Source organism: Xanthomonas cissicola, from assembly GCF_008801575.1.
GTDB lineage: Bacteria > Pseudomonadota > Gammaproteobacteria > Xanthomonadales > Xanthomonadaceae > Xanthomonas > Xanthomonas cissicola.
On record NZ_VZPL01000034.1, the window covers coordinates 18411 to 31796 of the forward strand.

The 13386-nt window shown below is 65.6% G+C and carries 9 protein-coding genes, 1 other RNA gene and 2 pseudogenes; 7 read left to right on the forward strand and 5 right to left on the reverse strand.

All coding sequences use genetic code 11. From position 1 onward, the window contains the following. Positions 1–124: 124 nt before the first annotated feature. Positions 125–1381: a 6-phosphofructokinase gene (locus tag F7R02_RS14780; protein WP_078589664.1), complete on the reverse strand. Its 1257-nt coding sequence runs from the start codon at positions 1379–1381 to the stop codon at positions 125–127. A 160-nt stretch (positions 1382–1541) separates the two neighbouring features. On the opposite strand from F7R02_RS14780, the gene F7R02_RS14785 reads away from it, so the two are divergent. The 4 genes and pseudogenes from F7R02_RS14785 (at position 1542) to F7R02_RS14800 (ending at position 5600) form a co-directional block, all read left to right on the forward strand. Beyond that, the gene (locus F7R02_RS14785) at positions 1542–2105 is read left to right on the forward strand and encodes an adenylate kinase (protein WP_078589665.1); all 564 of its coding nucleotides are present in this window, start codon (positions 1542–1544) and stop codon (positions 2103–2105) included. Between the two features lie 360 nt (positions 2106–2465). Then, positions 2466–3833 carry a UDP-N-acetylmuramate:L-alanyl-gamma-D-glutamyl-meso-diaminopimelate ligase gene (mpl, locus tag F7R02_RS14790; RefSeq protein ID WP_172397216.1) on the forward strand — a complete coding sequence of 456 codons (1368 nt, stop codon included), beginning with the start codon at positions 2466–2468 and terminating at the stop codon, positions 3831–3833. Continuing rightward, positions 3833–4428 (forward strand): annotated as a pseudogene (locus tag F7R02_RS14795) (LON peptidase substrate-binding domain-containing protein). The gene mpl and the pseudogene F7R02_RS14795 overlap by 1 nt, the downstream one beginning before the upstream one ends. A gap of 287 nt (positions 4429–4715) precedes the next feature. Then, a complete protein-coding gene (locus F7R02_RS14800) occupies positions 4716–5600 on the forward strand; it encodes a bestrophin family protein (RefSeq protein ID WP_078589674.1) in 885 nt (294 codons plus the stop codon). Positions 5601–6201: 601 nt separating this feature from the next. Here F7R02_RS14800 and F7R02_RS14805 read toward each other — a convergent pair. Further along, complete coding sequence (locus F7R02_RS14805; protein ID WP_078589667.1) at positions 6202–8289, reverse strand: bifunctional DedA family/phosphatase PAP2 family protein; 2088 nt, start codon at positions 8287–8289, stop codon at positions 6202–6204. Positions 8290–8440: 151 nt separating this feature from the next. Here F7R02_RS14805 and F7R02_RS14810 point away from each other — a divergent pair, with 151 nt between their 5' ends. After that, positions 8441–9100 (forward strand): serine/threonine-protein kinase, encoded by a 660-nt coding sequence (locus F7R02_RS14810; protein ID WP_003486076.1) that lies wholly within the window; start codon positions 8441–8443, stop codon positions 9098–9100. A gap of 127 nt (positions 9101–9227) precedes the next feature. After that, positions 9228–10043, forward strand: a complete 816-nt coding sequence (locus F7R02_RS14815; RefSeq protein ID WP_005911974.1) for an SDR family oxidoreductase — start codon at positions 9228–9230, stop codon at positions 10041–10043. A gap of 4 nt (positions 10044–10047) precedes the next feature. Here the strand turns inward: F7R02_RS14815 and F7R02_RS14820 are convergent. Both F7R02_RS14820 and F7R02_RS14825 read right to left on the reverse strand, forming a co-directional pair. Then, a non-coding RNA gene (locus F7R02_RS14820) (sX9 sRNA) lies at positions 10048–10119 on the reverse strand. Between the two features lie 64 nt (positions 10120–10183). Further along, positions 10184–11055 (reverse strand): annotated as a pseudogene (locus F7R02_RS14825) (ion transporter). Between the two features lie 72 nt (positions 11056–11127). On the opposite strand from F7R02_RS14825, the gene F7R02_RS14830 reads away from it, so the two are divergent. Then, positions 11128–12354 (forward strand): acetylornithine transaminase, encoded by a 1227-nt coding sequence (locus F7R02_RS14830; protein ID WP_011052271.1) that lies wholly within the window; start codon positions 11128–11130, stop codon positions 12352–12354. A 185-nt stretch (positions 12355–12539) separates the two neighbouring features. Here F7R02_RS14830 and F7R02_RS14835 read toward each other — a convergent pair whose 3' ends face one another. Continuing rightward, a complete protein-coding gene (locus F7R02_RS14835) occupies positions 12540–13157 on the reverse strand; it encodes an HAD-IA family hydrolase (protein WP_016851066.1) in 618 nt (205 codons plus the stop codon). Positions 13158–13386 lie beyond the last annotated feature (229 nt).

Genomic DNA, 13386 nt, shown 5'->3' on the forward strand with positions numbered 1-13386 from the left:
CGTACTGACCTACGCCCTCAGCGCCACCTTTCGTTAGGGCGCAACCCACGCGCATGAGTCGCCCGATGTGCCGCCGCCTCGGCGGAGAGTTGAACATCGCTGTGCATCCCACGCGGCACCGATCTCACCCCTCCCAAGCTGGCAATTTCTTCGCCACCGCGACATTCTTCAAACTCACATACTTCGGCAAGCCATCGCTGCCGTAGGCCAGCGCGGCTTCGCCCTTGATCAACGGGGCGAAGTAGCGGCGGGCGCGTTCGGTGATGCCGAAGCCGTCCTTGCGCAGGAAGCTGGGCGGCATCTTCTTTTCGTGATTGGCCACCTTGTGCAGGGGGACGGGCACGATCTTCCAGCGGTAGGGTGCGTCGCTGACGCGTTCGATCACCGGGATCACCGCGTTCATGCCTTTGATCGCGTATTGCACGGCGGCCTTGCCGACCGCTTGCGCCTGTTCCCAGTCCGTCTTGGATGCGAGGTGGCGTGCGGAGCGCTGCAGGTAATCCGGCAACGTCCAGTGCACCTTGTAACCGAGTTCCTGTTTGACCTGTGCGGCCAGGAACGAGGCCACGCCGCCGAGCTGTGCATGGCCGAACGAGTCGGCCGCGCCACCGGCATCGGCGACGAACTTGCCGTGTGCGTCCTGGATGCCCTCGCTGGCCACCACCACGCACCAGCCGACCTTCTCCACCACCTGTTTCACCTTGGCCAGGAATGCAGCCTGGTCGTAGGCGCGTTCGGGTAGCAGGATGATCTGCGGGGCGTCGTCCGGGCCTTGCCCGGCCAGGCCTCCCGCTGCGGCCAGCCAACCGGCATGGCGGCCCATCGCCTCATAGATGAAGACCTTGGTGGAGGTGTCGGCCATGGCGGCGACATCCAGTGCGGCCTCGCGTACCGAGACGGCGGTGTACTTGGCCGCCGAGCCGAAGCCAGGGCAGGTGTCGGTCACCGCCAGATCGTTGTCGATGGTCTTTGGCACGCCGATGCAGTGCAGCGGGTAACCATAGGCCTTTGCGAGTTGCGAGACCTTCCACGCGGTGTCGGCCGAGTCGTTGCCGCCGTTGTAGAGGAACCAGCGGACGTCGTGCGCGCGCAGCACGTCGAGCAGACGTTCGTACTTGGCGCTGTCTTCCTCCAGCGATTTGAGCTTGTAGCGGCACGAGCCGAAAGCGCCGCCGGGGGTCTGCGCCAATGCGGCAATGGCTGCAGCGGATTCCTTGGAGGTGTCGATCAACTCCTCGCGCAAGGCGCCCAGGATGCCGTTGCGTGCCGCCAGTACCTTGATCTTGCGTGCGCGCGCTTCGGCGATGACGCCGGCGGCGGTGGCATTGATGACGGCGGTGACACCGCCGGATTGGGCATAGAGCAGGTTGCCAGTGGTCATAGGGGGACAGACTCCTCACATGGGAACATGGCGCAGGGGGACAGTGCCGGGACATTCCCCGGATGCGGTAAGCTGCACGGCCATACGGTCAGCGCCGGCGAAGACGTCAGTCTAACGCCGCCCACCGCAACGCGTTTTTATTCGAAAGTGGAGTCCACTGATGCGATTGGTTCTGTTGGGACCGCCCGGTTCGGGCAAGGGCACCCAGGCGACACGTCTCAAAGACACGTTTGATATTCCGCATATTTCCACCGGCGACCTGTTGCGCGCCGAAGTGGCCGCTGGCTCGCCGCTGGGATTGAAGGCCAAGGAAGTGATGGCACGCGGCGACCTGGTGTCCGACGACATTCTGCTCGGCATGCTCGAGGCGCGCCTTGGCCAGGCCGATGTGGCCAAGGGTTTCATCCTGGATGGCTACCCGCGCAACGTGGCCCAGGCCAATGCGCTGGACGAATTGCTCGGCAAGATCGGTCAGCCGCTGGATGCCGTGGTGCAGCTGGAGGTGGCCAGCGAGTTGCTGGTCGAGCGCATCGCCGGTCGTGCCAAGGCCGAAGGCCGCGAAGACGATAATCCGGAATCGGTGCGCAAGCGTCTGCAGGTCTACACCGATTCCACTGCACCGGTGATCGGCTTCTACGAGCAGCGCGGCAAGTTGGCGCGCGTGGATGGCGTGGGTTCGCTGGACGAAGTGCTGGAGCGCATCAGCAAGGCGCTCGGGCGCTGAGTCGGTAGGGGGACGCCCGGCGCAAGGCACGGTCTCGGCCATGCGCGGCCTCTGGTCGCGCTGCTTTCTCGCCGTGATCGCCCGGACAACGTTACCCAAAAGAAAAACCCCGGACGTACAAGACGCCCGGGGCAGAATAACGCCAGTAGTAGGCTTGCTCAGAGCCCCGACAGCATGAGCTCCCTGGGGATTTGGCCTCTTGGGGAGTAGGACCAAAGGGATACTGCGACTGGCGTTCAGCATAGTGAGCGATGTGACCGGGTTCGCACATCGGGAAATTCCCGACAGTACGGTAGGAAATCCCCGACACCTGGGCTTGCGTTGGATCGGAATGTCCGGCAACTGCGGCGATCGGCGACAATAGGCGGCATGAGCAAACTCCACATTCTCGGCATCGCCGGAACTTTCATGGGCGGTGTGGCCGCCCTGGCGCGTGAGCTGGGCTGGCAGGTGGAAGGCAGCGACCAGGCCATCTATCCGCCGATGTCCACACAACTGGAAACGCTGGGCATTGCGCTGGAACAGGGATACGCGCCGTCCAATATTTCTCCGGACGCGACCGAGGTGGTTGTCGGTAATGCCCTGTCGCGCGGCAATCCGGCGGTGGAGGCGGTGCTGGATGCCGGCCGCCGGTACACCTCCGGCGCGCAGTGGCTGGCCGAGCAGGTGCTGCCGGGCCGCGACACGCTGGCGGTCGCCGGCACCCATGGCAAGACCACCACCACCACCATCCTGAGCTACCTGCTGGAGGCGGCCGGGCGCGCGCCGGGGTTTCTGATCGGTGGCGTGGCCGAAGATTTCGGCGTGTCGGCGCGACTGGGCCAGGGGCGCGAATTCGTGGTGGAAGCCGACGAATACGACACCGCGTTTTTCGACAAGCGCAGCAAGTTCGTGCACTACCGGCCATTGGTGGCGATCCTCAATAACCTGGAATACGACCACGCCGACATCTTCCCGGACGTAGCCGCCATCCAGCGCCAGTTTCACCATCTGGTGCGCACGGTGCCCAAGCGCGGTCGCCTGATCGTCAACGGCGAAGACGCGCACCTGGCCGAGGTGCTGGCGATGGGATGCTGGACGCCGGTGGAGCGGTTCGGCTTCGAGGCGTCGCTGGACTGGAGTGCGCGTTTGATCGCGGCCGATGGCAGCGCATTTGCGGTGCTGCATCGTGGCGTGGAAATTGGCCAGGTGCAGTGGCCGCTGGTTGGGCGGCACAACGTCCTGAACGGGTTGGCGGCGCTGGTGGCGGTGCAGGCGGTGGGTGTGGATCCGGCGACGGTGATGCCGGCACTGGCGCAGTTCCAGAGCGTCAAGCGGCGGCTGGAAGTCATTGGCAACGCGCGCGACATCACCGTGTACGACGACTTCGCGCACCATCCCACCGCCATCGCGACCACGTTGCAGGGCTTGCGTGCGAAGGTCGGGGCGGCGCGTGTTGTGGTGGCAATGGAGCCGCGCAGCAATTCGATGCGGCTGGGCGCGCATGCGCAGGCACTGGCGCCGTCGTTGCACGATGCCGATGCAGTGGTGTTTTTACATCGGCCGGAACTGGCCTGGGACGCCGCACCCATCATTGCGCAGGTGCGCGGCGAGGCACGCGTGGTGCAGGACGTGGATGCCTTGCTGCACACGCTGGGCGAGATTGCCCGGCCCGGCGACCATGTGGTGTTCATGTCCAATGGCGGCTTCGATGGTGCGCCGCGTCGCTTCCTGGCGCAGTTGTCCTGATGGTGCCGCTCATGGCTACCGGCGAGACCAGCACCTTGCCGCTGTTTCCGTTGCACAGCGTGTTGCTGCCCGGTGCGGCAATGGGCTTGCGCGTGTCGAGCGCCGCTATCTGGACCTGGTGCGCGAGAGCGGCCGTAACGGCACCAGCTTCGGCGTGTGCCTGATCCTGGAAGGCAACGAAGTCGGCGTGCCGGCTACGCCGGCCGCGTTCGGTACCGAAGTGCGCATCGAGGATTTCGATGTGGGCGCTGACGGCGTGCTGGTGCTGCGCCTGCGTGGCACGCGGCGTTTCCACGTACAGCGCTCGCGCATTCGCGACAACGGTCTGGTGGTGGGAGATGTCGCCTGGCGCGAACCGGATCCGGACGACGAATTGCGCCCCGAACACAGCCTGCTGGCCACGGTGATCGAGCGGATGCTCGAACAGGTGGGGGGCGAATTCGCTTCGGTGGGGCCGGGTTTGCTGGATCAAGCCGCCTGGGTGGGCTGGCGGTTGGCCGAGCTGTTGCCGCTGACCGAGCAGCAACGGCTGTCGCTGCTGCAGCAGGACGATCCGCATCGGCGGCTGGATCAATTGCTGGCCTGGATGCCGTAAGAGCTGCAGATAAACCGGCTGCGCCCGCTACACGGGTGCGGGCAACGCTCCGAACTTTCATGTGCCGCGTGTGCACTGTGTTCCCGCACGCCTTGCACACCCATTGATGGCCGCTCCCTACGCCTTTCCATCGCTCCGGTCGCGTAGGGCCATGGTTTCGATCGGCCCCATCACCGTGCTTGCACCGTGGCAACGGCACACTGCGCACGCTTGAGTGCGCTACCGACCGCATCCATGCACTGGATGCGCGCAATGGCGTTACTCGTTTCTTTTGATGGGGTGTGCCTTTGATTGTCGATGTAAAGCCGCGTGTGGCAGATGTGATCAGCCAGGTCTGGCGGACCCTGGCGGTGTTGTTCGTATGGGATGTGTTGATCACCATCATTTACTACGTGCTGCCGTTCCGTGCGCCGGCATTGCCGCTGACCATCTTTGGTTCTGCGCTGGCGTTGTTCCTGGGCTTTCGCGCCAATTCAACCTACCAACGCTGGTGGGAGGGGCGGGTGCTGTGGGGCCAGATGATCAATGCCTCGCGTAATCTGGTGCGCTTGAGCGTCAGTATCCTGGCTGCACCGGAAGCCGGCGATCTTGGGCGCACCATTGCGCTGCGCCAGATTGCCTACGTCAACGCGCTGCGCTGCCAACTGCGCCGGTTGCCGGTGGCGATGGCGTTGTCCCCGCATGTGGACGCCGACGAAGCGGCGGCGGTGGTGGTGCGCACCAATGTGGCCAACGGCTTGCTCGACACCACCGGCCGCAGCGTGGAGCAGGCGCGGCGCGCTGGCTGGATCGACAGCATCCAGCAGGCCAGCGTGGAGCGCATCCTGGTGGATATCGCCAACGCACAGGGCGGCATGGAACGCCTGAAGAATACGCCGTTGCCGTACCAATACCGCTTCTATCCGAACCTGTTTACGCGGCTGTTCTGCGTGCTGTTGCCGATCGGTCTGGTGGAGACGCTGCAATACGCCACACCGGTCGGTTCGACCGTGGCCGGGTTGATGTTTCTGGCGGTGTTGAAGATCGGCGATGAGCTAGTGGACCCATTCGCCAACACCATCCACGACCTGCCGCTGGACACGATGTGCCGCACGGTGGAGATCGATGCGCTGCAGGCCATTGGTGAGCAAGCGCCGGAGCCGATGCAGCCGGTGGATGGCGTGTTGTGGTGAGGTATCGCGTGCTAGGCCAATGCGGCCTTTGCATCGCCGAACTGCGCTGATTCGCATTCTTATCGTTCGCCTTGAGAGGCGATTGAACGGTGCAAGCAGTTGTGGCGCGGCCAACTGCGAGTTTTCTGCAGGGCCCTTGCCCACCCACCATCGCGGGACACGCTGCAAGTACGTCCTTGTAAGCTCTTACGCGGCATCCATGCCGCGTAAGGTCCCGCGACGGTGAGCGGCAAGGACCAGTCCAGTTGGTCGGTGCGCAGAGTGTTCAAGCGATAGCAAACCATGCGACGCAAGTAACCAGGCGACGCAGTGTTCTCTGCTCGTCGGTAGATCACCGACAAAAGTTGGTGCGATGCCCTCGCCGCTTGCGGGACACGCCGTGAACCCGTCCATGGGGCTCGATGGCTGCATCCATGCCGCCAACGGTCCCGCAAGCGGCGAGGGCATCGCGCGCTCGACCAACGAAGCGTTCACCCTATCAATTCAGCAGCCTCTGGACGGCGCCAGCACGTCACCATCGAGACAGGGTTCAACAGCTGTTGCTGACACCCCGTCTCGACCCATCGCGCGATCGCCGGCCAATCGCCTATTGCCCGATCGATCAACGGCGTTGTTGCGGCGGACCCGATGCCGCAGGATCGAACGCAGCGGTGTCCGTCCGCGGCACAGCGTTGTGTTTGTCCTCGCCACTCACCGCACTGCCCGAGGTGCTGTCGATCAGGATCACCGGCACCTGCGAGCGACGACGCTGTTCCATGCGATGGGGCAGCGGGCCAAGTGCCTCGCGCAATGCGCTCAGTGCAGGATCGACGCCGCGCAGCGGGTACCACAGGCCGATCAGGCTGAAGTGGCGGCTGTAGCGCAAGGTCTGGGTGCTGCCCACCCACAGCGGTTGTGCATCCGGCTGCAGGCGCGCAGCCGCCGGCCACAGGCGTAGCACATGCACGTGGCCGGGCGCGGCGTGGCGCACCATCAACAGGGCTTCGACCTGCGTCTCCAGCGTGGCCGGCAGAATCGGTACTTCGTCGGGGCGGCCGCTGACATCGAGCAGGTGCAGCGCCTGTTCCCAGCCCGCCTGGGGCTGGACCCGCCAGCCGCGCGCCTGAAGCTGGCGCTGCAACGGGGCGAGCGGGCCGGCCAACTGGACGTCCAGCGGCCAACGCTGATCGTCGTCGAATTCGTTACGGCGTGCTGGCAGCAGGCGCCATTGCTCTTCCCACCACTCGTGTGCGGGCAACTCCATCAATGCCGGCGGCGGCGGTTCGAACTTGGCCAGCTTGATGTCGAGGTTGCGCGGCGCAAAATAAATGGCACAGCTCACGAACACCCCATAGAAGATCCACGACACCGGCTTGACCCAGAACGCGCGGGTGGCACGGCGGCGGTAGGCAATGCCCAGCACCAGCAGCCAGAAGATGCCGAACAACATGCCGCCGACGACGTCGCTGAGCCAGTGCGCACCGAGATACAAACGTGCAAAACCGATCAGCGAGACGATGGCGCCGCTGACCAGATACGGCCACACGCGGCGGCGGCCAGGCAACTCGCGCGCGATCAACAGCGCGAAAAAGCCGAAGGCGATCGTGGCCATGGTGACCGCAACCGATGGAAAGCCGAAACCGCTGCTGGCCGCAGGCGGGCGCACCACCTGCACGGTGGCGCCAAGCAGCTGGGTGAGCGCCAGGCCGAAGGCCAGCGCGATCACCCAATGGGCCACGGCCATCCAGCGGCGACGCCAGGCCAGATAGCCCATCGCGGCGGCGATGGCCGGCAACAGCACCTGCCAGTCGCCCAATGAGGCCAGCGCCACCATCGGGTAGTCGGCCAATGGGTTACGCAGCGCCAGCATCAGGTCGTGCACGGCCAGGTCCACGCGCAATGGCTCGCCGTGCGCCAGCACCACCATCAGCAGCACGAACCAGCCCCAGCCGAGCAGCAAGAGCATCAAGGCCATCATGGCCAGCGGCACCGATTCGCGACGGCGCGGGTCGAATACGCCGACCGACCAATTCCCCAGGACCGGGTGCCGGTGCGACCACTCCAGCAGACGTGCCAGCAAGGCATCCAGATGGCCGGCCGACCAGCGGTACGAATACAGCACGACCGCCCAGGCAAGCCCGATCACGGCCGCCAGTAATGCAACCACCACAAATAGCCGCCCGGCCACCGCGGCCACTGCGTCGTAGGCCGTGCCCAGCACCCAGCCGGGCACCAGGAACAACAACGCCCACGACACGCAGGCCAGGCCGCTGGCGACCAGATACCGTTTGAACGGCATGCGCGACATGCCGGCAATCGCCGGTACGAACGGGCGCACTGCACCCACGTAGCGCGCAATCAGGATGCTTTTGAAGGCATTGCGTCGGAACAGCAGCTCGCCGCGCTCCAGCAGTTGCGGGTAACGCCGGAATGGCCAGTAGGTGTGCAGCTGATGGCCCCAGCGATGGCCGACCCAGAAGCTCAACGCATCGCCAACGAAGGCGCCCAGGGTGGCGCACACCACCGCATAGGGGCCGTTGATCTGCCCGAGCCCGATGAGCACGCCAATGGCGAACAGCAACGGCAACGCAGGCACGATGGCGCCCAGCACGATGACCGCATCACAAAATGCGATGCCAAAGATCACCACGCCAGCCAAGGTGGGGTGGTGTCCGATCCACTCCAGCGTGGCGTCGATCCATGAGTTCATACCTGAATTATAGGTGGGCGCGGCGGCGCCTGACCTGCATCGTCCTCACATCGGGGGATTGGCTTCACCTGAGGTTGCGGCCATGCAGCTGCCGCACGCGCGCATGCCACAGATGCGCGCAGCGAGACAGGCCTGCCGCCTACAATGGGGGATGAGTCACGACCCTGCAGCCAATCTGCCGCTGAAGTCCGATACGTTCGGGCGCATTCTGTTGGTCCGCGATGGCGAACGCTTGTTCGTGCGTCGCGATGTTGGCGTGGCGCCGTGGCTGTTGCGCGGCGTGGCCTGGTGGCTGGCACGGCGCGAGGCGCTGGCCTTGCGCCAACTGGATGACGTGCCGCGCACACCGCGCCTGCTGCACTGGGACGGGCGGCACCTGGATCGCAGCTATCTGGACGGCGCTGCGATGTACCAGCGTCCGCCGCGTGGTGATCTGGCCTACTTCCGCAGCGCGCGCAGGCTGCTGCAGCAGCTGCATCGCCGCGGCGTGGCGCACAACGATCTGGCCAAGGAAGCCAACTGGCTGGTGCAGGAGGACGGCAGCCCGGCGGTGATCGATTTCCAGCTGGCGGTGCGCGGCAACCCGCGCGCGCGCTGGATGCGTCTGCTTGCCCGCGAGGATCTGCGCCACCTGCTCAAGCACAAGCGCATGTACTGCCCGGCCGCACTGACCCCGGTGGAACGCCGCGTGCTCAAGCGCACCTCCTGGGTCCGCGAGCTGTGGTTTGCCACCGGCAAACCGGTCTACCGCTTCGTGACCCGCCGCGTGCTGCACTGGGAAGACAACGAAGGGCAGGGGCCGAAGCCCTGAACGGCCGGGAATTGGGAATCGGGAATGGGGAATCGAAGAGCGCACCGTGCGAGCTGTTCGTTCGGCGCCTGCGGAACGGTTGAGGCGCTAAGCTTTTGCCATTCCCGATTCCCGATTCCCGATTCCCATGACGTTATCCGGCAAAACCCTGTTCATCACCGGTGCCTCGCGCGGGATTGGCTTGGCGATTGCGCTGCGGGCGGCGCGCGATGGGGCGAATGTGGCGATTGCGGCCAAATCGGCGGTGGCCAATCCCAAATTGCCTGGCACCATCCATAGCGCGGCCACGGCGGTGACTGCGGCCGGTGGGCAGGCGCTGGCGCTCAAGTGCGACATCCGCGAAGAAGATCAGGTGCGTGCGGCAGTGGCGGCCACGGTCGATGCGTTCGGCGGGATCGACATTCTGGTCAACAACGCCAGTGCGATCTGGTTGCGCGGCGCGCTCGGCACGCCGATGAAGCGCTTCGATCTGATGCAGCAGGTCAACGCGCGCGGCAGTTTTCTGTGCGCGCAGGCGTGCCTGCCGCACCTGCTGCAGGCGGCCAATCCGCACATTCTCACCTTGGCCCCGCCGCCGTCGTTGAACCCCGCTTGGTGGGGCGCGCACACCGGCTACACGCTGGCCAAGATGGGCATGAGTCTGGTCACCCTGGGGCTGGCGGCGGAATTCGGCCCGCAAGGCGTAGCGATCAATGCATTGTGGCCGCGTACCGTCATTGCCACTGACGCCATCAACATGCTTGCCGGCGTGGACGCCGCGGCCTGCCGTCGGCCGGAGATCATGGCCGACGCCGCGCATGCGGTGCTGACGCGCGCCGCGGCCGGGTTTTACGGGCAGTTCCTGATCGATGATGAGGTCTTGGCCCAGGCCGGCGTCACCGATTTGCGCGGCTATGCGATGGATCCATCGCGCGCGCTGTTGCCGGATCTGTTTCTGGACTGAGAGCGGCTAACCACAAGGCGAACAGTTGTCGTGGGCGTGGACGGCATGCTGGAACCGCAGTGTACGCGTGGCACACGCGCTACCGAGCAACGGCCGCGTCCGCCTGGCGGCGGCGCCGTGGTGTTGGCTGCTCCAGTGCCTCAGCCGTTACCTAGCTCCGGCAGTGGCTCGGCGCATTGCCGGCAATAACGTGCGTCGCCCGCGTGGCCTTCCAGCCCGCAGCGCGCGCAGTTGCGCGCATCGCGTTTGCCGGTGTGGCCACCTTCGCGCAATGAGCTGGCCAGTTCGGCGGTATAGATGCCGGTGGGCACGGCGATGATGCTGTAGCCGATCAGGATCAGTGCCGAGGTGACGAAGCGCCCAAGTGTGGTCTGCGGCACCAGATCCCCGAAGCCCACCGTGGCCATGGTGACGATCGCCCAGTACATGCTGGTGGGGATGCTGGTGAAGCCGTGCTGCGGGCCTTCGATGATGTACATCGTGGCGCCGGCGATCACGGTGATGGTGAGCACGGTGAACAGGAACACCAATACCTTGCGACGGCTACGCCACAGCGCATCCAGCAATTGCCCGCTTTCTTCGATGTAGCGGGTGAGCTTGAGAATGCGGAACAGCCGCAGGATGCGCAGTACGCGCACCACCAACAGCGTCTGCGCGCCGGGCGCGAAGAACGAGAGATAGCTGGGCAGGATCGACAGCAAATCGATCACGCCCCACACGCTGAGCGCGTAATGCAGCGGGCGCCGCACCACGGACAGACGCAGCGCGTATTCGATGGTGAAGATCACCGTGAACGCCCATTCCAGCGGCACCAGCCAGTCCGCGGCATGCGAATGGATGCGCGGCACGCTGTCGATCATGATCACCACCACGCTCGCCAGGATCGCGACCACCAGCATCAGGTCGAAATGCGCGAGGGGCGGGTGTCGTGGCGGTAGATGATGTCGAACCACTGCCGGCGCCAGCCATCGTCGGTGGCGGCAGTGAGTTGCGGATCGGAGAAGGGGCGCATGCGCGCATTGTGCCGCAGACCGGCGAATGCGCGAGAATGCCGCTTCTCCCTCCGCTTCTGCGACCCATCCTCATGAGCACCGCTGCCGATTCGCCCCTGTCACTCGCGCACTACTACCTGCCGGTGTATCGCCCGCGCCAGGTGGTGCTGGAGCGCGGCCAGGGCAGCCGCGTGTGGGACGATGCGGGGCGTGAGTATCTGGATCTGTCGTCGGGCATCGCGGTGAGCGGGCTCGGCCATAACGATCCCGATCTGGTGGCTGCGCTCACCGAGCAGGCCGGCAAGCTGTGGCACACCAGTAACGTGTTTTTCAGCGCGCCGCCGCTGAAACTGGCCGAAGAATTGGTGAGCGCCTCGCGTTTCGCGCACAAGGTGTTCCTGTGCAATTCCGGCACCGAGGCCAACGAGGCGGCGATCAAGCTGGTGCGCAAGTGGGCCAGCAGCCAGGGCCGTCCGGCCGACAAGCGCGTCATCGTCACCTTCCGCGGCAGTTTCCATGGCCGCACGCTGGCATCGGTCACCGCCACCGCGCAGCCCAAGTACCAGGAAGGCTACGAGCCGCTGCCGGGTGGATTTCGCTATGTGGATTTCAACGACGTCGCGGCGCTGGAAGCGGCGATGGCCGGCGGCGATGTGGCCGCAGTGATGGTCGAGCCGATCCAGGGCGAGGGTGGCGTGATGCCGGCCGCGCCGGGTTTCCTGAGCCGCGTGCGCGCGCTGTGCGACCAGCACGATGCGTTGCTGGTGCTGGACGAAATTCAATGCGGCATGGGCCGCACCGGCACGCTGTTCGCGCATTGGCAGGAGCAGGTGACGCCGGACATCGTGACCCTGGCCAAGGCCTTGGGTGGCGGTTTCCCGATCGGTGCGATGCTGGCCGGGCCCAAGGTGGCGCAGACCATGCAGTTCGGCGCGCACGGCACCACCTTCGGCGGCAACCCGCTGGCCGCGGCAGTGGCGCGCGTGGCGCTGCGCAAGCTGGCCTCGCCGCAGATTGCCGACAACGTGGTGCGGCAATCTGCGGCATTGCGCGCAGGTCTGGAGGCGCTCAACGCCGAGTTCGGCCTGTTTGCGCAGATTCGTGGGCGTGGCTTGATGCTGGGCGCGGTGCTGGCCCCGGAACACGCCGGGCAGGCGGGGGCGATCCTGGATCTGGCGGCCAAGCATGGCCTGCTGCTGCTGCAGGCCGGCCCGGATGTGTTGCGCTTCGTGCCGGCACTGAATCTGACCGATGCCGAACTGGCCGATGGTCTGGCGCGCTTGCGTCTGGCCACTGCCGAGTATGTCGCGCAGCCGTGATGTCCGGCGGTGCTTGCGCGCCCTCTGGCCGGCACTGTGCTGGCTAGAAGGGGGTTGGAGATGCGTGGTGTGCGGCATGTAGCGCGCTGACGCAGTGCCCGGTCTTTTAATTGCCTGGATGGGATGGCTGTCTTCCGCCGTACCCTCACCCCCAACCCCTCTCCCGACGGGAGAGGGGCCTGGTTTCATGCAAGTCCGTATCGCTTCAGCACTCGCCGCAACGCGCGGGCGTCGCGCACGGTGTCGGCGTGCAGGCCGGCCGCGCGTGCGCCACGCACGTTGACGAACAGGTCGTCGACAAACAACGTGCGCTCGGCGCGTTGCTCAAGTTGCGCAAGCGCGCGCTGATAGACCGGCACATCCGGTTTGCGGCCGCCCAGTGCACCGCTGCACAGCACGCGGCCCCGCAACAACGGAAATAGCGATGGCACGATCCGCTCGATCGCTTCTGCCATCAGCGGGCCATTATTGGTGAGCACCGCCACCGCCGTAGTCGTCGATACCGCCAGCACCTGTGTCACCACCGACGGGTCGGCGCGGCAGGCCGCCACGCGCGCATCGACCCAGGTCGCGCGATCGATCGGCTGCCCCAGCCCTTCGCTCAACTGCGCCAGATACGCCTGCGTGTCGATCGCACCAGCATCGTAGGCGCGCTCCAGACCCTGCGCGAACAACACCTCATGCACGCGCTGCGGTGAGCAACTCGCCGCTGCTGCAAGAGCGGCCATGCGCCGTGGCCGCGCGTAGTGAGCAAGTACGCCGTCGAAATCCAGCAACAGCAGCGATGGAGGTGCGGGCGACATGTGCGTGCTCGTGCGGTGGCTGCGCAGCGTTATCGATTCGGCGCGGCATGGCAAGCGCGCAAGACCTGCAATGCAGGACATTCGCGTAGGTAGGGGGTTGCGCTACCTATTCAGAGTTTTGAATTCGGCAGCGACCTACCCGCCTGCGCCGACCCCACCCGCCGTACCAAAGTTGCGGAGCATTCGCGCTGGTTATGGTCACTGCACGCCGCATCCGCGGTATCAGCCG

Excerpts from the sequence above, each read along its gene's own strand:
- F7R02_RS14780 (WP_078589664.1), bottom strand. The coding sequence starts at position 1,381 with ATGACCACTGGCAACCTGCTCTATGCCCAATCCGGCGGTGTCACCGCC.
- F7R02_RS14835 (WP_016851066.1), bottom strand. The coding sequence starts at position 13,157 with ATGTCGCCCGCACCTCCATCGCTGCTGTTGCTGGATTTCGACGGCGTA.
- F7R02_RS14815 (WP_005911974.1), top strand. The coding sequence starts at position 9,228 with ATGACGTTATCCGGCAAAACCCTGTTCATCACCGGTGCCTCGCGCGGG.
- F7R02_RS14830 (WP_011052271.1), top strand. The coding sequence starts at position 11,128 with ATGAGCACCGCTGCCGATTCGCCCCTGTCACTCGCGCACTACTACCTG.
- F7R02_RS14805 (WP_078589667.1), bottom strand. The coding sequence starts at position 8,289 with ATGAACTCATGGATCGACGCCACGCTGGAGTGGATCGGACACCACCCC.
- F7R02_RS14785 (WP_078589665.1), top strand. The coding sequence starts at position 1,542 with ATGCGATTGGTTCTGTTGGGACCGCCCGGTTCGGGCAAGGGCACCCAG.
- F7R02_RS14810 (WP_003486076.1), top strand. The coding sequence starts at position 8,441 with ATGAGTCACGACCCTGCAGCCAATCTGCCGCTGAAGTCCGATACGTTC.